The organism is Natrialba swarupiae, assembly GCF_008245225.1.
Taxonomy (GTDB): Archaea; Halobacteriota; Halobacteria; order Halobacteriales; family Natrialbaceae; genus Natrarchaeobius; species Natrarchaeobius swarupiae.
This window is the reverse complement of record NZ_VTAW01000024.1, coordinates 1-16996: the sequence shown is the minus strand read 5'-3', so window position 1 is coordinate 16996 and position 16996 is coordinate 1. Positions and strand designations below refer to the sequence as shown.

Here is a 16996-nt window from a genome sequence, read left to right as displayed (position 1 = left end):
GATGGAAGGTGTATTCGACTTCGCGCCGGCGATCGCGGTGTTCCCGCTCGTGGCGTTCGTCATCGCGCTCGCCTTCGGCAAACATCTGCCGAAGAAGGGGGCGATACCGGGTATCCTCGCGACGGGGGGCTCGTTGCTCCTCTCTGCGTTGATGCTCGTGGCCGTCTCGAGTGGCGAAGTGTATCACGAAACGTTGTACGAGTGGGCGGCTGGCGACGCGACGAGTGCAACCGGTGTCGAGGGGATCGCGTTCACGTTCGGGATCCTGATCGATCCGCTCGCTGCGTTGATGCTGGTTATCGTCTCGCTCGTCGCGTTCCTCGTCCACGTCTTCAGCCTCGGCTACATGAACGCCGAGGGAGAGACCGGGCTGCCCCGATATTACGCCGGTCTCGGCCTCTTTACGTTCAGCATGCTCGCGTTCGTCTACGCGGACAATCTGCTGATGGCCTTTATGTTCTTCGAACTCGTGGGGCTGTGTTCGTTCCTGCTGATCGGCTTCTGGTTCCGCACGAAATCTGCCCCCTCGGCGGCGAAGAAGGCGTTCCTGGTCACCCGATTCGGGGACTACTTCTTCCTGATCGGGGTCGTCGCCATCGCGGCGACGTTCGGTACGCTCCAGTTCGCCGGCGACGAGTCGTTCGTCGCGGCCGCACAGACGGCCATCGACGACGGTGGGACGCTGTTCGGCTTCGACGCACAGACGTGGGTGACGATCACGGGACTGCTGGTGCTGGGCGGCGTGCTCGGCAAGTCCGCACAGTTCCCGCTTCACACCTGGCTCCCCGACGCGATGGAGGGCCCGACGACCGTCTCCGCGCTCATCCACGCGGCGACGATGGTCGCCGCGGGCGTCTACCTCGTCGCCCGGATGTTCGGTTACTACGCGCTCTCCCCGACGACGCTCGCGATCATCGCGTTCGTCGGCGGTTTCACCGCGCTCTTTGCCGCGACGATGGGCGTCGTCAAAGACGACATCAAGCAGGTGCTGGCGTACTCGACGATCAGCCAGTACGGCTACATGATGCTCGGACTCGGCGTCGGCGGCTACGTCGCCGGAGTCTTCCACCTCATGAACCACGCCTTCTTCAAGGCCCTGCTGTTCCTCGGTGCCGGCTCCGTCATCGTCCTCATGCACCACGAACAGGACATGTGGAAGATGGGCGGCTTGAAGGACAAAGCGCCCGTTACCTACTACACGTTCCTCGCCGGCGCGCTCGCACTCGCGGGAATCATCCCGTTCTCGGGCTTTTGGTCCAAAGACGAGATCCTCTACGACGCGTTCATCGTGGGCCTGGAGGAGCCGGTGATCATGGCCGCCTACGCGATGGGGCTCGCGGCCGTCTTCTTCACCGGCTTCTACACGTTCCGGATGGTCTTCCTGACGTTCCACGGCGAGCCACGGTCCGAAGCGGCCGAAGACCCACACCCGGTCGGCTGGTCGATCAAGGCGCCGCTGATCGTCCTCGGCGTCCTCGCGGTCGTCGCAGGAGCGGCTAACCTCGCGCCGGTGTACAAACTCACCGGCCTCGAGTTGACGTTCCTCGAGTCCTGGCTCGACGGCGAGTACGGCGCAATCGAGGGACTGACGTACGGCGCCTACGGCGAGTTACTCGCCTACGAGACCGGCGTCGTCGGCACGGAACAGCTGACAGTCATGATTGCCGCCGGGCTCTCGCTGTTGCTCGCGTTCTCCGGTGCCGGAGTCGCCTGGAAACTGTACAACGTCCCGGAGCCGGTCGTCTACCGCGACCGACTCGGCCGCGTGGGCGACGTCATCGAGGCCAACTACTACCAGGACGAGTACCAGGTCTGGCTCGCCGAAGGCGTGACGCTTCCGCTGGCTCGAGCGGCCGACCGGTTCGACCAGACGGCGATCGACGGCGCTGTCGACGGCGTTTCGACTGCGAGTCTGTTCGGCAGTGATCGGCTGAAACGAATCCAGACGGGTATCGTGACGAACTACGCGGCACTCCTCGTGACCGGCTTCATCGTCCTCTTACTCGTCCTCGGCTACGCTGGAGGGTGGTTCCTATGATGATCGAGATACTGATCGGGGTCGCACTGATCGGCGCGTTCGCGACGTTCCTCGCGCCGAATCGCATCGCTGGCAAGCTGGCGTTCGCGATCAGTCTGATTCCCGCGGGGCTGTCGATATGGATGTTCTCGGCGTTCGACGGCAGCGGAAACGCCTTGCTCGGCGGTGATCTCGCCTTCGAATCACAGGCGGCGTGGATCACGCTCGGCGCATACGACATCACGTGGTTCGTCGGTCTCGACGGGAGCAGCCTGCCGTTGGTCGTGTTGACGACGATCCTCGTCACGCTGGCGATCGTTAGCTCGTGGACGCCGATCGACGACCGCGAGTCACAGTTCTACGGGCTCGTGTTGTTCATCGAGGCGAACCTGATCGGCGTCTTCGCGGCGCTGGATTTCTTCCTCTGGTTCGTCTTCTGGGAGGCCGTGTTGATCCCGATGTACCTGCTGATCGGGATCTGGGGCGGCCCGCGCCGGAAGTACGCCGCGATCAAGTTCTTCGTCTACACGAACGTGGCGTCGCTTCTGATGTTCGGTGCGTTCATCGCGCTCGTCTTCGGTCTCGGTGACTCCGTGACGAGTTTCGCCTTACCCGAGATCACGGCCGCCATGGCGGCGGGCGAACTCGGGAGTTTCTACGGTCTCGGCCCGACGACGCTCGCCTCGGCCGTCTTCGTCGCGATGTTCGTCGGATTCGCGGTCAAGGTACCGATAGTGCCGTTCCACACGTGGCTTCCCGACGCTCACGTCGAGGCGCCGACGCCGGCCTCGGTGTTGCTGGCCGGCGTCCTCCTGAAGATGGGGACGTACGCCTTACTCCGGTTCAACTTCACGATGTTCCCGACGGAGATTATCGAACCGTTCGTGCTTCCGATCGCGGCCATCGCCGTGATCAGCGTCATCTACGGCGCGATGCTCGCACTCGCACAGACGGACCTAAAGCGGATCGTCGCCTACTCGTCGGTCTCCTCGATGGGGTACGTCATCCTCGGACTGATCGCGTTCACCCAGTTCGGGATCGGCGGCGCAACCTTCCAGATGGTTAGCCACGGACTCATATCCGGGCTGATGTTCATGGCCGTCGGCGTCATCTACAACGCCACCCACACCCGGATGGTCACCGACATGTCCGGGATGGCCGACCGAATGCCCGTCGCCGTCGGCATCCTGATCGCCGGCGCGTTCGGCTACATGGGGCTGCCGCTGATGAGCGGCTTCGCCGCGGAGTTCTACATCTTCTTCGGCGCGTTCGAATCGACGTTCCTCGAGTACGCGCCGATATTCACGGCACTGGCGATGTTCGGCATCGTCGTCGTCGCCGGCTACCTGCTGTTTGCGATGCAACGAGCCGTCTTCGGACCGTACAACTTAGAAACTGACTACGAGGTGGGTCGAGCGCCGCTTCACGACGTCGCGCCGATGTTCGTGTTGCTCGGGCTGATCATCGCCCTGGGCGTGGCCCCCGAACTGATATTCGAGATGATAACCGACGCAGTCGATCCGATCCTCGACGGAGGTGAGCTGTAATGGCGGTCGTCGAACTCCCCGAGTGGGCCGCGCTCGCACCGGTGTTGATCCTCGCCGGGACGGCCCTGGCGCTGTTCGTCTTCGACAGCATCAACCCGCGATCGACCAACCGGACGGTACTCGCCGGCACCGCAGCCATCGGCTCGTTGGTCGCCCTCGGCGTCGCCGTCTGGTTCACCGTCGCCGGCGTCGGTGCGTCCGGTCTCGAGGGCTTCGGCGCCATCGAGCTGTTCGACGGCCAGCTCGTCGTCGATCAGATGGCGCTTTACTTCATGATCATCGTCGCCGTCGTGACGGCGCTCGTCTCGGTCGCGAGCTACGACTACATGGAGGGCCACACCTACCAGGCCGAGTACTACTCGCTGGTTATGCTTGCGGCGACCGGAATGGCGACGATGGCCGCGGCCAACAGCCTCGTCACCATTCTCATCGCCCTCGAGTTAGCGAGCCTGCCGTCGTACGCGCTCGTCGCAATCTTGAAGGACAATCGCGGAAGCATCGAGGCAGGGCTGAAGTACTTCCTGATCGGCGCGCTGTCGTCGGCCATCTTCGTCTACGGCATCTCGCTGGTCTACGGTGCGACCGGCTACCTGCAACTCGACGCGATCGCGACCCAACTCGAGACGGGTGCCGCCGACGGCGAGTTCGCCTACGGCGGGCTGCTCGGACTCGGGATCCTCATGCTGATCGGCGGCTTCGCGTTCAAGACCGCCAGCGTCCCGTTTCACTTCTGGGCGCCCGAGGCCTACGAGGGCGCGCCCGCGCCGATCGCGGCGTTTCTCTCCTCGGCCTCGAAGGCCGCCGGCTTCGTCATCGCGTTTCGCGTGTTCACGACGGCGTTCCCACTCGATGCGACCTCGGCGTTGATCGGCGTCGACTGGACGCTCGCGTTCGTCATCCTGGCGATCGTCACGATGACGGTCGGTAACTTCGCCGCGGCGACCCAGCAAAACGTCAAGCGGATGCTCGCGTACTCCTCGATCGGCCACGCCGGCTACGCGCTGATCGGCCTCGCCGGACTCGGCGCGGGAAGCGAGCTCGTGATGGGTGCGGCGATGATGCACCTGCTGGTCTATGGCTTCATGAACACCGGCGCGTTCCTCTTCGTCGCGCTCGCAGAACACTGGGGCGTCGGACGGACCTTCGAGGATTACAACGGCCTGGGTCAGCGAGCACCGGTCGCTTGTTTCGCGCTCGTCATCTTCATGTTCAGTCTGGCGGGCATCCCGCCACTCGGTGGCTTCTGGAGCAAGTACTTCCTATTTACCGGCGCGATCGAGGCCGGCTTGCTGGTGGTCGCGGCCGCGCTGATCGTCAACAGCGCGCTCTCGCTGTACTACTACTCGCGCCTGGTGAAGGCGGTCTGGTTCGAGGAGCCACCCGCCGCCCGCGACTCGCTCGGACAGCCGACGGGGCTGTACGCGGCGATCGTCTTCGCCGCCGTGATGACGGTCGTCTTGCTCCCCGGCTTCGGACCGGTCGTCGAGACCGCCCTCGACGCGGCGGCGGCCATGATCGCTTGATCTGCGCGCAGACCCGGTACTTTTTACCCGGCGGCGTTCCAACCCGCGACAGATGGTTTTCCGGCTCGTGCTCGGCTGTGGGACCGTTGGCCGCCACGTCGTCGAACAGCTCGCCGAGCGCGACAGCGCTGGACGGTTGCTGGTCGTGACGGACGACGAGAGCGTCGTCGGTGCGCTTCGAGACGAGAGCGTTCCAGCACGACACGCCGATCCAACCGATCCGACAGTTCTCGAGAACATCGAGCAGCCGGACGTGATCTTCGTCGGCGGCGATCGAACCGACGTCAACCGCGCGACGCTCGAGGCAGCCAGTGATCGATTCCCTGCGGCCTCGATCGTCGCACACATCGGCGGGAACCCGACCACGGCCGACCGACGGAGCTTCGACGACCTCGCAGACCACGTCGTCGATCCGAACGACGCCCTCGTCGACGGCGTCTTAGACGAGGTCGCCCGACCGACGACCGAGGCCGCGATCGAGTTACGTTCCCACCTCGAGTCGATCGACGGCCGTCTGGGCGTCGTCATGCACGACAATCCAGATCCGGACGCGATCGCGAGCGCCGTTGCACTCGTCGATCTCGCCGAATCCGTCGGTATCGAGGCTGAAGCCTGTTACTTCGGGGAGATCTCCCACCAGGAGAACCGGGCGATGATCAACTTGCTCTCGCTCGACCTTCGAAACCTCGTCGCCGGTGACTCCCTCGAACGGTACGACGCGTTCGCGCTGGTCGATCACTCCCGACCAGGGGTAAACGACCAGTTGCCGGAGACGCTGCCGATCGAGATCGTCATCGACCACCACCCACCGCGCGCCCCGGTTTCAGCCGCGTTCGTCGACCTGCGCGAACACGCCGGCGCGACGAGTACCGTGCTGACGGAGTACATCGATCAGTTCGGCGTCGGATTCGACCCGACGACGGCGACCGCGTTACTCTATGGGATCCGCGTCGATACGAACGACTTCACACGCGAAGTCTCTCCGGCGGACTTTCGTGCGGCATCGATCCTCTGGCCCCACGTCGACACCTCCGTCCTTGAGCGGGTCGAACAGCCAACGATCGAGGGCGACACGCTCGAGACGATCGCTCGAGCGATCAAGAACCGAACACAGGACGGATCGATCGTCGTGGCGAGCGCCGGCCGGATCACGAACCGGGACGCCTTACCGCAGGCGGCGGATCAGTTACTCGCGATGAACGGCGTCGACACGACGCTCGTGTTCGGGTTCAGAGACGAGATGGCGTTTCTCTCCGCGCGCTCGAGAGCCAGCGAGATCGACCTCGGCGAGACGCTCCGGGATGCCTTCGACAGGATCGGCAGCGCGGGCGGACACGCCGACATGGCGGGTGCCCAACTCGAGATCGGCATTCTCGGCGACGTCGACGACGCCGACGAGGTCGAGTCGATCGTCAGCGTCGTCGAGGAGGTCATCACGAACCGGTTTTTCGAGGCGATCGAGACGCGTCCCGGCGTCCCCGTCGGTGCCTACACGCAGACGAGCGAGTGGCTGTTCACTCGAACCGGCGATCCCGAAGACGGCGAGTCAGCGTAGTCGACGTCGACACCGATCGTCCCCGCAACTCGGTGACAGCGCTTTTGCGCACGGACCGCTTACGATCCACGTATGGACGTCGTGTCGGAAAGGAGAAAACCCCAGGTCGAAGAGTACATGACCCAGGACGTGGTGACGGTTTCGCCCGACACCACCGTCGGGACGGTCGCAACGCAGATCGCAGAGAGCGAGAAACACAGCGGCTTCCCCGTCTGTGAGCGCCGTCGCGTCGAGGGGTTCGTCAGCGCCCGCGACCTGTTGCTGGCAGACGACGACGAACCGATCTTCAAAGTGATGACGACCGACCTCCTGGTCGCCCATCCCGAAATGAAGGTCACCGACGCGGCTCGCGTCATCCTCCGGTCGGGCATCCAGAAGCTACCCGTCGTCGACGACGCCGGGAACCTCGTCGGGATCATCTCGAACGCCGATGTGATCCGGAGCCAGATCGAACGCGCAACCCCAGAAAAAGTCGGTAAACTCACTCGAACACTCGAGCAGATCCACGGTGTCGACCTCGAAGAAGATCGGCGAACGGTCGCGCTTGCCGAGCTCACACCGACGCAGGGCCGGGTGTACGCCGACGAACTCGAGGGGCGGCGCTACGAACTCGAGCGTGGACTGGCCGAACCGCTGGTGGTGATCGACAACGACGGCACGCTGTTGCTCGCGGACGGCCACCACCGCGTGCTCGCAGCGGACCAACTGGGCATCGACGAGATGGACGCCTACGTGATCGTCATCGATTACGAGATCGAACTCGGCATGGCCGAAACGGCAGAGAAGGAGGGACTCGAGGGTATACAGGATATCGATATCGTCGACTACGCCCGACACCCGCTGGTGCAGACGACGAAACGCCTCCAGTCGGACGGCTGAGCCCGAAATCGACTGTCGCCAGCAACCGTTCGTGTGCGTACGGGATCTCGGGGGCCGATCCGTGACGTCGCCACGGAGGTCGAGCCTACTCGTGGCGGTTCGCCTCCTCGAGGAAGACGAGTGCGCCGCCGAGCAACGCGACGTTCTTACAGAAGTTGATCTTGTTGGCCTGTCGCTTCTCGCCTTCCATCGTCCAGAAATCGTGGATTCCAGGCGTCGTCCCGAGGAAGAAGACGATGAGCGCGCCGGCGGACGCTCGCGGGAACTTCCAGCACAGGACGCCGAGGTTGGCGACGAAGAGCATCCCGGTGACAAAGGGGACGAGCACGTCCGCCATCGGGACGCCCTTCTCTTCGGCGACCGCGACTCGTTTGTCGTTGTTCTGGAAGCCATCGATGGCCATGTACATGAGGATCCCGCTGTACAGCGTGCGGCCGAGACGTGACGGGGGCTGACGTTCGCTTCCGGCCCCACTCTCGCTCGAGGACGCCGATGCCGACGATGATCGCGATCGTGTCTTCGTCATCGATCAGACCACCTCGAGGCGGCTGACGTTTGCGGGGAGATGGCCGACAGTTTCGTACTCGCCGTCGTCGGTGCGGCGCATGATTCGTCCCTCGACGTCGTCGCGCTGGTCGGGGACGTCGAACAGCCCCGAGCCACAGACGACGTCGCCGTCGTGGACGACCCACGCCTCGACGATCTCGTGTGGCTCGCCCGGGAACGGGACCCGTTCGAAGTCGCGACCGAAGTTCGTCGATTCGAACAGCGCCACGTCGTGGTCGTCGTTGACCCACGCCGGCGGCGCCTCCTCGCCGCCACAGAAAAAGAGCGTCCCGTCGTGAACGAACGCACACCGGATGTAGGAAAAGTCGTTGCCCCGATCGAGCCGGGTCCACGACTCGCCGGCGTCGGTCGTCCGGTACAGCCCGCCCTCGCCGACTGCGTGGCCGAGACCGAGATTCTCGAGATCCAGATCCAGGTAGCCGGTCGACGCCAGCCAGACATCTTCCGAAATGGGGAGCACCTGATGGACGTCGTCGACGATCGTGTCGCGCCGGTCGATCCACGTCTGCCCGCCGTCCCTGCTCAGGTGGATCCCACCGGCCTCGACGCCGGCGATCAACTGGTCCGGTCGCCCCGGCACGGTCTCGAGCGCCCGCAAGCGCGCGTAGTGGGGGTCGATCGGTGACTCCCAGTGGCCTCTCGAGGGCAGTTCGCGAAACCCCTTCAGTTCGGCCCACGTCTCCCCGTCGTCGGTCGAGCGGAACAGATAGGGGTCGTTCGTGCCGGCGTAGAGCGCGCCCTCGGCGGTTGCCAGAATCGACCAGACCTCGCTCTCGCCGGCGTGCCAGAAGCGATCGCCGAGCGGTACCCCCAGATCCTCCCACGACTGACCTCCGTCTCTAGAGCGGTACGCGCCGGTCGAAGAGGCGACGAACGCGCCCTCGGTGTGGTCCCACGACTCGACGGCAGTTACCACGCCGCAGTCGAGTACCTGTTCGGCCTCGTCGCGGTCGAACGGCACCTCCCCGACCCGATACAGTCCGTCGTCTGTACCGATCAACAGTGACATACTACGTGTGAGCCCTGCTCACATAATAAAGTTTTACCAAGCTGTAAAACGCTACGTTAGACCGAGTCGAACGGGACGATCGCGGCGGACCGTCCGCGAGCGGCGATATCCCGGTCTTCACATCAGCGATGACGCCGACGCACCCACACAAGCCATGACTTCGACACAGCCGACCCGACGCCCGACGGACGCAGCGCATCTCGAGGACGAACCCGACCTCCCGAGAGAACTCCTGAACCTGCCGTGGATCGACTGCCACAACCACGCCCACACCCTCTCGTGGGACGACCGCGAGCGCTACGCCCTCTCGGGCTGTCGATCGATGGTGATGGTCGCCTCGGGTTACCACTGGACGCCGTACAAACCCGTCCGTGCCGCGGACATCCGCTATCTCTGGGGCGACGCGATCAACCGCCGCGCAGCGATCGAGCGCAACCACTTCTTCGAGGCCAAACTCGGCCTTGGCGCCCACACCGGCGTCCGAATCGAGAACCCCGACGAACTGCTCGAGGCGATGGACGACTACTGCCAACTCGAGGAAGTCGTCGCGGTCGGCGAAACCGGCGTCACGCCCGCCCAGCACGTCGAACGCTGGGGCGTCGACCACCAGCAGGCCGTCGTCGAGGCCCAGCTGGAACTCGCGGCACGCCACGACCTCCCGGCCATCCTGCACACGCCGAACCAGTCGAGCGACTCGAGTCGCTCCTACCGGCCTGAACTCGGGACGCCGGGCTACGAGAAGAACACCACCCTCGGTCAGGAGCCGGTGCTGGAGGGCGAGAATCCCGCCCTCGAGGCGGTGAAACTGGACCTCGAGGCGGCGCATTCGGCGGGACTCGACGAGGAGCGGGTCGTCGCCTCCCACGCCGACGGCAACAACACCGAGTACCTGATGGTAGAAACCGACTGCTACCTGAGCTATACGATCGGCCACTCGTGGCTGATCGGCGTCGACGCCGCCGACGTCGCGGACGCGATCGACGCCTACGGCCCGGAGCGGATCATGGTCGATACCGACTGCGCCAACGTCCTCAGAACGGACCCATACGCGCTGAAACGGGCGATCTTCGAGCTGTACCGGTACGGAATCGATGTCGACGCGATTCGACAGGTCGTCTACGAGAACCCGCGCGAGGTCTTCGGACTTGCCGACGGCGGTTCGGCGTAACCAGACGAACCACGAACAGGCAGACGACGGACCGTTCTGTCCGCTCGCCAGTTCGCTGCTACTCGAACGCGCAGTCGTTCGTCAACGTCCCGAGTTCCTCGATACCGACCGTCACGCTGTCGCCGTCCTCGAGCAGCGTCGGCGGCTCGCGGTAGACACCGACGCCGGGTGGCGTCCCGGTGAAGAGCAGATCGCCGGGGCGCAGCGTAAACGCCTGACTACAGAACGAGACGAGTTCGTCGATCCCGAAGATCAGGTTCGACGTCGTCGACTCCTGGAGGCGCTCGCCGTTTACTTCCGTCCAGATCTCGAGGTCGTGCGGGTCGGAGACCTCCTCGGGCGTGACGAGTTCCGGGCCGATCGGTGCGAAGGTGTCGAGGCTCTTGCCCCGAACCCACTGGCCGTCGCCGTGCTGGAGGTCACGCGCCGAGACGTCGTTGCCGACGAGGAAACCGGCGACGTGGTCCATCGCCTCGTCCTCGCTGACTCGCCGTGCCTCCTCGCCGATCACGACGACCAGTTCCGCCTCGTAGTCGACCTTCTCAGTGTAGTCTGGGTCCCACGAGATCGTCTCGCCGGGGCCGGTCACCGCTGTCGGGAACTTCGAGAAGAGGACGGGTTCGTCGGGAATCGGATTGTCTCCTTCCTCCGCGTGGTCCCGATAGTTGAGGCCGACGCAGACGATCTTCTCCGGCTCCGTGATCGGCGCGAGCGCCGTCACTTCGTCGCGGTCGTAGACGCCGACCCCAGTCGCTGCGGCGTACTCGAGGGCGAGTTCGGCCTTTCGTTCCCACTCCCACGTCTCGAGGAGGGCGACACTGCGCTCGGGAAGGGCAACGTCGATCGCTGCTCCCGCTTCCGAGAGGTTGACGACCGTTTCGTCGTCGGCCGCGACGCCACACCACGGTTCGTCCGTCGTCCCCGTTTGGGTCTGATACTGTCCGAGTCGCATGGTTAGCGGTCGATACCGGCTTCGTCGATCAGTCGGCAACCGGACTCGACGAACCGATCGAACTCCTCGTGGACGAGAGGGTTCTGGAGTTCGCCGTCGCGTTTGACCGGTTCGCCATCTACGAGCACGGTGTCGATGTGGGACGGATCGGACTGGAAGACGACGGTCTGAATCGGTGAGTGACACGGTGCCGTCATGAAGTCGTCGGCACGCACCATGACGATGTCCGCGCGCTTGCCGGGCGTGAGCGTCCCGATCTCGTCTTCCAGACCGAGCGCCTTCGCGCCTTCGATGGTCGCCATCTCGAGGGTGTCCCTGGCCGTCGTCTGGACGCCGGTGACTTCCTCGTCGCTCTCGAGGATCGCCTGATTCTCGAACATCCGCTGGACCTGCAGCCCGACCCGCATCTGGGTACCCATGTCCCCGCTGATGTTCGAACAGACGTCGACGCCCCAGGCCGGTCGACCGCCGGCTTCCAGGACCTTCCCCGTCACGGGAATGCCGTGGCCCATCTGCATCTCGACCTCCGGCGTCGCCGAGAAGGAGACGCCCTGCTCGACGGCGTGGTCGATGTCCTCCTGGGCGAAGTGGTTCCCGTGGGCGACGTTGACGTCCGGGCCGAGCATGTCGTGGAGACAGCCAAAGCCCTGGTAGTCCTCGCCATAGACCGAGGACGGCCACACCGTCGCCCCCATGTGGACGGTTGCGAGCGCCCCCACGTCTCGTGCTAGTTCCAGATCGCTGCGGGCGGTTTCGTCGGTACAGAAATCCGGCCCTCGGAGCCCGAGTGCGAGGCTGAGCAGGTCGTCGTCGCGGATCTGTTCGGTGTAGAGGTCGCGGATCTTCGCTTCGGGGAGGCCGACGTCGCTGTCGAACCACCACTTCGCCGCGTCGTCACCCGGCGGCCCGTAGGTATAGACTGCGCGCAGTCCAGCATCCTGCAACGCGTCGACGGCCCGTTCGCCGTGCTCGAGCGTGTTGGGGTACGACCAGTCCAGTGCCGTCGTCGTCCCCGTATAGAGCTTCTCGAAGGCCCCGAAGAGGCCGCCGAGATACATGTCTTCGGGCTGGTAGAGCCCGGTGATGTTGCCGAGCATGTGCTCGAAGTATTCGCCCATGAGCGACCAGTCACCGGCGATGCCCCGTACCTGGGTCTGTGCGAGGTGGATGTGTGAGTCGACGAATCCAGGGAGGACGATGTGGTTCTCCGCGTCGATGACCTCCGCGTTAGACGTCGAGAGCCCGTGGCCGATCTCGACGATTTCGCCGTCCTCGATGAGGATGTCCGCCTCGTCGTGTTGTCCGACGTCCGGATCGAGGGAGACGACCGTTCCGTTCCGTATGATTGTTCGTGTCATGCTCAGTTAAAGGATCTGACCAAGAGGGTAAAAGTTTACCGCTCGGTAAAAGACTGGTTCGCCGATCGGAACAGTCGTATTATGTACCTCTCGCCCCGAGTGATCGTATGAGCGACTCCAGCGAGACGGTCTCCGCGAAAGACACCGAGGAGGTGATCATGGAAGCGACGTTTCGTGCGTTGAGCAAGCACGGCTACACCGACCTCCGGATGCGCGACATCGGCGAAGAGATGGACCTCACCCGACAGGTCATCCACTACCACTTCGACGGGAAGTACGATCTGATGTCGTCGTTTCTCGAGTACGTCATCGAACAGTACGAAGGGAGCGTTCAGGTCGACGAAGAGACCGATCCACGGTCCGAACTCGACGCCCGGATCGACCAGTGTCTGTTCGGACCGGAGTTCGAGGAGTTCACCCACTGGGATCGGATGAAAGTGTATCACGAACTGTACACGTACGCCCAGAACGACGGCGAACACAGAGAGATTTTCGACGACCACTACGAACGTATCCGCGGAAGCATCGTCGAGGTCGTCGAAGACGGAATCGAGCAGGGCCAGTTCCGATCGGTCGACGCCGAACGAATGGGACAGTTGATCACCGACGTCATCCACGCTGCCCGCGGACGGCGGATCTCACTCGGTCACGAAGACGCCCCCGAGGAAACCCGCCGAGCTATCGACGAGTTCATCCTCGATTCATTGCACTCCTGACACCCCTTCTGTCCGTCTTCCGGAGAGTGCCAGACGGCGATCCAAGTAAGGAATCGAGACAGCAGTGCGTATCATACGGACTGCGACGTGGCCCGGCCGATCGCACACCGGCGGGCGATCGACCGGTAATCAGTCATCGCAGACCGTATCTACACGTCGCGGTCGACGACGAACCGAGTAAACTCGCGAAGCGATTCCGACGTCTCCTCGTCGAAGTCGAGCCCGTCGATCTCCGCGCGAGCCTGTGCCGCGAGTTCCAGTGCGCGTTCGCGAGCGTCGTCGATACTTCCGGCCTCCTCGATGATCGAGAGCGCCTCGAGTACCTCCTCGTCCGTGTTAGTGTCGGCCTCGAGGATCTCCTGCAGTCGGTCGGCCTGCTCGGGTGGACTCCCCTCGATAGCATCGATCACGAGCAACGTCTTTTTTCCCTCGCGGACATCGTTGCCGAACTCCTTGCCGAACTCGCCGGCCCGTCCGAGCGAGTTCTCGACGTCTAAGATGTCGTCGCCGATCTGGAACGCGACGGACGTCAGCTCGGCATAGCTGGCAACGGCTTCCTCGACCTCCAGGGGCTGGTCGGTGATGATCGCCGCGAGCCGGGCGACGATGCGGCCGAGACAGCCGGTCTTGCACGCACACATCTCGAGGTACTGTTCGGGCGTGATCCGCACTTCACGTTCGTTGTGCCAGCAGATGTCCATCCCCTGGCCGAGGTGGGTGCGGTTGAGTTCGTACATCAGCATCTCGTAGGCAGCGAGCCGTCTGTCGGCCGGGAGATCCGCCGGATTCTCGGTCAGGATCTTGAGCGGTAGGAAGTACATCGCGTTGCCGGCGTTCAACGCGACGTCCTCTCCGTAGATGTGATGTAACGCCGGTTCTCCCCGGCGCATCGATGCCTCGTCTTCGACGTCGTCGACGATGATCGTCCCGTTGTGGAGGATCTCCGGAATACACGCGTACGGCAAATACTCGGACGGATCGTGTCCGAACCCGTCAACGAAAACGAGAAAGAGCACTGCACGCCAGCGTTTGCCGCCCCGATTGAGCAGATCCCAGAGGGGATCCGACAGCGCCCGCTGGATCCCCTCGGGATCGTACTCGTAGGTCGGCTCGCCGAAAAACGACTCGAGGTATTCGGCGTCGATCTCCCGTGGGACGAGGTCGTCGATCGCCTCGTCTACGGCCGGCCGCCACTCGGCAAGCGTCTCCCGCATACCCGTCTCGAGAGTGACCGGGGTAAAAAAGATTCAGTTATTCGTGTACCAGACCGATTGGACGAATTACAGGTCGAGAGGTTGTTGCACGATCGATGAAAAGAGAAGTCGACGACGCGCAAGCGACGCCAGTTCGTTCGGGGTTTCCGTACTCGAGTCGACGGCCGCCGTCGTCGAAGACGATTCGTCACTCGAGGCGGTCGCGGTGTTCGCTTGCGATCTCGCGGGCTCGCTCGAGGGTGTGTGTCTCCGTCCAGCGAACCTGGTCGCCGTCGCCGTAAGCCAGGGCCGTCTTGAGTTCGTCGCGGAGGACGCCGCTCTCGACGGCGAGTACGGTCCCCGACGAATCCCCCAGTTCGTAGACGCCGGGGCGGTCGGGTGCGCTCGAGACCGTCGATCGATCGAGGTCGCGCCAGGGTTTTTGGAGTGGCATTGGTCAGGCGTCGTGGTCCTCGTCGACCAGTTCGTAAGCGTGTTCGCTCATCTCGTCCTCGGCGAAGACGAACACCCGGCCATCGACGGCCGAGAGGTCCGCCTCGACGCGGATCGAGTACGCCTCCGTAGACACCGTCACGCCCGGAAAGAGGACCTCCTCGTCGTCTCCCTCGAGCATCACCCGCCCGACCCCGGTCGTCTCGAGGATGCCGTCGTGGGTGTCGCGGTCGTTGACGTAGGTCATGACGCCCTCGACGCCGTCGGGATCGGTGACGAGGACGTGGACATCCTTGCCGGGGGGCGTTTTGATCCACCCCGTGACGGGTTCGGGCGGACCATGGTAGAAGACTTCCCGCCCGTCGAGATACTGGACGACGACGCCGCCCTCGACGAAGTCGACGCCGATCGTACTGGGTGCGACGTTGTTCCGTGTGCTCATCGCCCCGATGTTCGATCGGACGGGGGAAAAGCGGTGTGTTCTCGCGGCTTCGTCCGCTCGTCGGCGAAACCGATCGCTATCCGGGAGGGGACACGATCTGTCGAGACCGTCAGCCGTAAATACGCCCTCTGTGAGTGATTTCGTATGGACGGCCGCGCCGTCGCACCCGCAGCCGGAACGGTTCTCAACGCACTCGCCACCGGAACCGGATCCGCGTTCGCGATCGACCTCGAGACGACAGCCACGGTCGAACTCACCGACGACGGCGAGGTCGTCGGCGACGTCGACGAACAGCCCGACGCGGATACGACACTCATCGAGCGCTGCGTCGAGGTGACAGTCGACGAGTACGCCGAGACCGCCGGGCTCGATCCGTCGACCGTCGGTGCCAGCGTCAGAACCGAAAGCGAGGTCCCGATGGCCGGCGGGCTGAAGAGTTCGAGCGCCGCAGCAAACGCGACGGTGCTCGCGACTCTCGACGCGCTCGCCGTCGCCGACGCCGTCGAGCGAATCGACGCCTGCCGTCTCGGTGTCCGCGCGGCCCGCGAGGCCGGCGTTACCGTGACCGGTGCGTTCGACGACGCCAGCGCGAGCATGCTCGGCGGCGTCACAGTCACCGACAACGAGACCGACGAGTTGCTCGCTCGCGACGAACTCGACTGGCACGCGCTCGTCTTCACACCGCCCGAACGGGCCTACAGCGCCGACGCCGACGTCTCCGCCTGCGAGCGAATCGCGCCGATGGCCGACCTCGTCGCCGAACTCGCCCTCGAGGGACGATACGGCGAGGCGATGACCGTCAACGGCTTCGCGTTCTGCGGGGCGCTTGGCTTTTCGACCGGGCCGATGATCGACGCCTTGCCCGACGTGACGGGCGTCTCGCTGTCCGGAACGGGGCCAAGCTACGTCGCAGTCGGCGACCGCGAAACGCTCGAGGCGGTGTCGGAGCGGTGGAACGAACGCGATGGAACGATGCGACTATTGCAAACGCGGACCGACGGAACACGAACGATATGACTCGAGAATCCACAGCCACGGGAGAGGAGACGAGGGGTCGAACCCCGGAGGAGATGAGCCTGGACGAACTCCGCGAAGAGATCGAGACGATCGACCGCGAGATCGTCGAACTGATCGCACAGCGAACGTACGTGGCGGACGCGATCGCCCAGGTCAAAGAGGAACAGGGCCTGCCGACAACGGACGAATCCCAAGAACAGCAGGTGATGGATCGCGCGGGCGACAATGCTGATCAGTTCGATGTCGACGCCAATCTCGTGAAAGCGATTTTCCGACTGCTGATCGAGTTGAACAAGGTTGAACAAAGGAATAGTAGATAGCGTTAAGCGGGGCCTCTGAGTGCGTGTACTGCCCGATCAACGAACAGAAATCTTCCGGTTGCTGTCCAGTTGGTTCAGTAGAGTGAGTACATTGGAACTGGCGGACACTACACGTGCTTATTGACCACTCGAATTCCTGACAATCAGCGCATCTGTTTGAAGAGTCGTGATGAATGCACAGCGCGAATCGGTCAGTGACGGATCTAGTACCTTCCCAAGCGTCGAGTGACTAGTTCTCGACCTCTTCGAGAGTCGGATAGAGGCGGTGGAGCTTCGTTCG

General features: G+C 63.9%; 16 protein-coding genes. 9 read left to right on the top strand and 7 right to left on the bottom strand.

Annotated elements, in window-relative coordinates:
• The first annotated feature begins 1 nt into the window (after position 1).
• The 5 genes from nuoL to FYC77_RS15645 all read left to right on the top strand — a co-directional run bounded on the left by nuoL (position 2) and on the right by FYC77_RS15645 (position 7521).
• Positions 2 to 2038 carry an NADH-quinone oxidoreductase subunit L gene (nuoL, locus tag FYC77_RS15665; protein ID WP_149082441.1) on the top strand — a complete coding sequence of 679 codons (2037 nt, stop codon included), beginning with the start codon at positions 2 to 4 and terminating at the stop codon, positions 2036 to 2038.
• On the top strand, positions 2035 to 3564 hold the full coding sequence (locus tag FYC77_RS15660) for a complex I subunit 4 family protein (RefSeq protein WP_149082440.1): 1530 nt from the start codon (positions 2035 to 2037) through the stop codon (positions 3562 to 3564). The genes nuoL and FYC77_RS15660 overlap by 4 nt, the downstream gene beginning before the upstream one ends.
• A complete protein-coding gene (locus FYC77_RS15655) occupies positions 3564 to 5087 on the top strand; it encodes an NADH-quinone oxidoreductase subunit N (RefSeq protein WP_149082439.1) in 1524 nt (507 codons plus the stop codon). Before FYC77_RS15660 ends, FYC77_RS15655 begins: the two co-directional genes overlap by 1 nt.
• A 52-nt stretch (positions 5088 to 5139) precedes the next feature.
• Entirely contained in the window at positions 5140 to 6642 is a 1503-nt protein-coding gene (locus tag FYC77_RS15650) for a DHH family phosphoesterase (protein WP_149082438.1), read from the top strand.
• 72 nt (positions 6643 to 6714) lie between these two features.
• Positions 6715 to 7521 carry a CBS domain-containing protein gene (locus FYC77_RS15645; protein WP_149082437.1) on the top strand — a complete coding sequence of 269 codons (807 nt, stop codon included), beginning with the start codon at positions 6715 to 6717 and terminating at the stop codon, positions 7519 to 7521.
• An 85-nt stretch (positions 7522 to 7606) separates the two neighbouring features.
• On the opposite strand, the gene FYC77_RS15640 is transcribed toward FYC77_RS15645, so the two are convergent.
• Both FYC77_RS15640 and FYC77_RS15635 read right to left on the bottom strand, forming a co-directional pair.
• Complete coding sequence (locus FYC77_RS15640) at positions 7607 to 8047, bottom strand: DoxX family protein (protein ID WP_149082436.1); 441 nt, start codon at positions 8045 to 8047, stop codon at positions 7607 to 7609.
• Positions 8048 to 8050: 3 nt separating this feature from the next.
• Positions 8051 to 9097, bottom strand: a complete 1047-nt coding sequence (locus FYC77_RS15635) for a WD40/YVTN/BNR-like repeat-containing protein (RefSeq protein ID WP_149082435.1) — start codon at positions 9095 to 9097, stop codon at positions 8051 to 8053.
• A gap of 154 nt (positions 9098 to 9251) precedes the next feature.
• On the opposite strand from FYC77_RS15635, the gene FYC77_RS15630 reads away from it, so the two are divergent.
• A complete protein-coding gene (locus FYC77_RS15630; protein WP_149082434.1) occupies positions 9252 to 10265 on the top strand; it encodes a TatD family hydrolase in 1014 nt (337 codons plus the stop codon).
• Positions 10266 to 10323: 58 nt separating this feature from the next.
• Here FYC77_RS15630 and FYC77_RS15625 read toward each other — a convergent pair whose 3' ends face one another.
• Both FYC77_RS15625 and FYC77_RS15620 read right to left on the bottom strand, forming a co-directional pair.
• A complete protein-coding gene (locus FYC77_RS15625; protein ID WP_149082433.1) occupies positions 10324 to 11217 on the bottom strand; it encodes a fumarylacetoacetate hydrolase family protein in 894 nt (297 codons plus the stop codon).
• 2 nt (positions 11218 to 11219) lie between these two features.
• Positions 11220 to 12575 (bottom strand): amidohydrolase family protein, encoded by a 1356-nt coding sequence (locus tag FYC77_RS15620; RefSeq protein ID WP_149082432.1) that lies wholly within the window; start codon positions 12573 to 12575, stop codon positions 11220 to 11222.
• 107 nt (positions 12576 to 12682) lie between these two features.
• On the opposite strand from FYC77_RS15620, the gene FYC77_RS15615 reads away from it, so the two are divergent.
• Entirely contained in the window at positions 12683 to 13291 is a 609-nt protein-coding gene (locus tag FYC77_RS15615) for a TetR/AcrR family transcriptional regulator (protein WP_149082431.1), read from the top strand.
• Positions 13292 to 13440: 149 nt separating this feature from the next.
• Here the strand turns inward: FYC77_RS15615 and FYC77_RS15610 are convergent, their stop codons facing one another.
• From FYC77_RS15610 to FYC77_RS15600, 3 genes are all read right to left on the bottom strand, one after another.
• Positions 13441 to 14505 (bottom strand): polyprenyl synthetase family protein, encoded by a 1065-nt coding sequence (locus tag FYC77_RS15610; protein WP_149082430.1) that lies wholly within the window; start codon positions 14503 to 14505, stop codon positions 13441 to 13443.
• 187 nt (positions 14506 to 14692) lie between these two features.
• Entirely contained in the window at positions 14693 to 14938 is a 246-nt protein-coding gene (locus tag FYC77_RS15605; RefSeq protein WP_149082429.1) for a DUF7508 domain-containing protein, read from the bottom strand.
• Between the two features lie 3 nt (positions 14939 to 14941).
• The gene (locus FYC77_RS15600) at positions 14942 to 15379 is read right to left on the bottom strand and encodes a DUF5796 family protein (RefSeq protein WP_149082428.1); all 438 of its coding nucleotides are present in this window, start codon (positions 15377 to 15379) and stop codon (positions 14942 to 14944) included.
• A gap of 144 nt (positions 15380 to 15523) precedes the next feature.
• Here FYC77_RS15600 and FYC77_RS15595 point away from each other — a divergent pair, with 144 nt between their 5' ends.
• Both FYC77_RS15595 and FYC77_RS15590 read left to right on the top strand, forming a co-directional pair.
• A complete protein-coding gene (locus tag FYC77_RS15595; RefSeq protein WP_149082427.1) occupies positions 15524 to 16396 on the top strand; it encodes a shikimate kinase in 873 nt (290 codons plus the stop codon).
• Positions 16393 to 16716: a chorismate mutase gene (locus FYC77_RS15590; protein WP_149082426.1), complete on the top strand. Its 324-nt coding sequence runs from the start codon at positions 16393 to 16395 to the stop codon at positions 16714 to 16716. The genes FYC77_RS15595 and FYC77_RS15590 overlap by 4 nt, the downstream gene beginning before the upstream one ends.
• Positions 16717 to 16996: the final 280 nt, after the last annotated feature.

Bases quoted from the DNA above. Each gene is read 5' to 3' on its own strand.
- nuoL (WP_149082441.1), top strand. From the start codon at position 2: ATGGAAGGTGTATTCGACTTCGCGCCGGCGATCGCGGTGTTCCCGCTC.
- FYC77_RS15660 (WP_149082440.1), top strand. From the start codon at position 2,035: ATGATGATCGAGATACTGATCGGGGTCGCACTGATCGGCGCGTTCGCG.
- FYC77_RS15655 (WP_149082439.1), top strand. From the start codon at position 3,564: ATGGCGGTCGTCGAACTCCCCGAGTGGGCCGCGCTCGCACCGGTGTTG.
- FYC77_RS15650 (WP_149082438.1), top strand. From the start codon at position 5,140: ATGGTTTTCCGGCTCGTGCTCGGCTGTGGGACCGTTGGCCGCCACGTC.
- FYC77_RS15645 (WP_149082437.1), top strand. From the start codon at position 6,715: ATGGACGTCGTGTCGGAAAGGAGAAAACCCCAGGTCGAAGAGTACATG.
- FYC77_RS15640 (WP_149082436.1), bottom strand. From the start codon at position 8,047: ATGACGAAGACACGATCGCGATCATCGTCGGCATCGGCGTCCTCGAGC.
- FYC77_RS15635 (WP_149082435.1), bottom strand. From the start codon at position 9,097: ATGTCACTGTTGATCGGTACAGACGACGGACTGTATCGGGTCGGGGAG.
- FYC77_RS15630 (WP_149082434.1), top strand. From the start codon at position 9,252: ATGACTTCGACACAGCCGACCCGACGCCCGACGGACGCAGCGCATCTC.
- FYC77_RS15625 (WP_149082433.1), bottom strand. From the start codon at position 11,217: ATGCGACTCGGACAGTATCAGACCCAAACGGGGACGACGGACGAACCG.
- FYC77_RS15620 (WP_149082432.1), bottom strand. From the start codon at position 12,575: ATGACACGAACAATCATACGGAACGGAACGGTCGTCTCCCTCGATCCG.
- FYC77_RS15615 (WP_149082431.1), top strand. From the start codon at position 12,683: ATGAGCGACTCCAGCGAGACGGTCTCCGCGAAAGACACCGAGGAGGTG.
- FYC77_RS15610 (WP_149082430.1), bottom strand. From the start codon at position 14,505: ATGCGGGAGACGCTTGCCGAGTGGCGGCCGGCCGTAGACGAGGCGATC.
- FYC77_RS15605 (WP_149082429.1), bottom strand. From the start codon at position 14,938: ATGCCACTCCAAAAACCCTGGCGCGACCTCGATCGATCGACGGTCTCG.
- FYC77_RS15600 (WP_149082428.1), bottom strand. From the start codon at position 15,379: ATGAGCACACGGAACAACGTCGCACCCAGTACGATCGGCGTCGACTTC.
- FYC77_RS15595 (WP_149082427.1), top strand. From the start codon at position 15,524: ATGGACGGCCGCGCCGTCGCACCCGCAGCCGGAACGGTTCTCAACGCA.
- FYC77_RS15590 (WP_149082426.1), top strand. From the start codon at position 16,393: ATGACTCGAGAATCCACAGCCACGGGAGAGGAGACGAGGGGTCGAACC.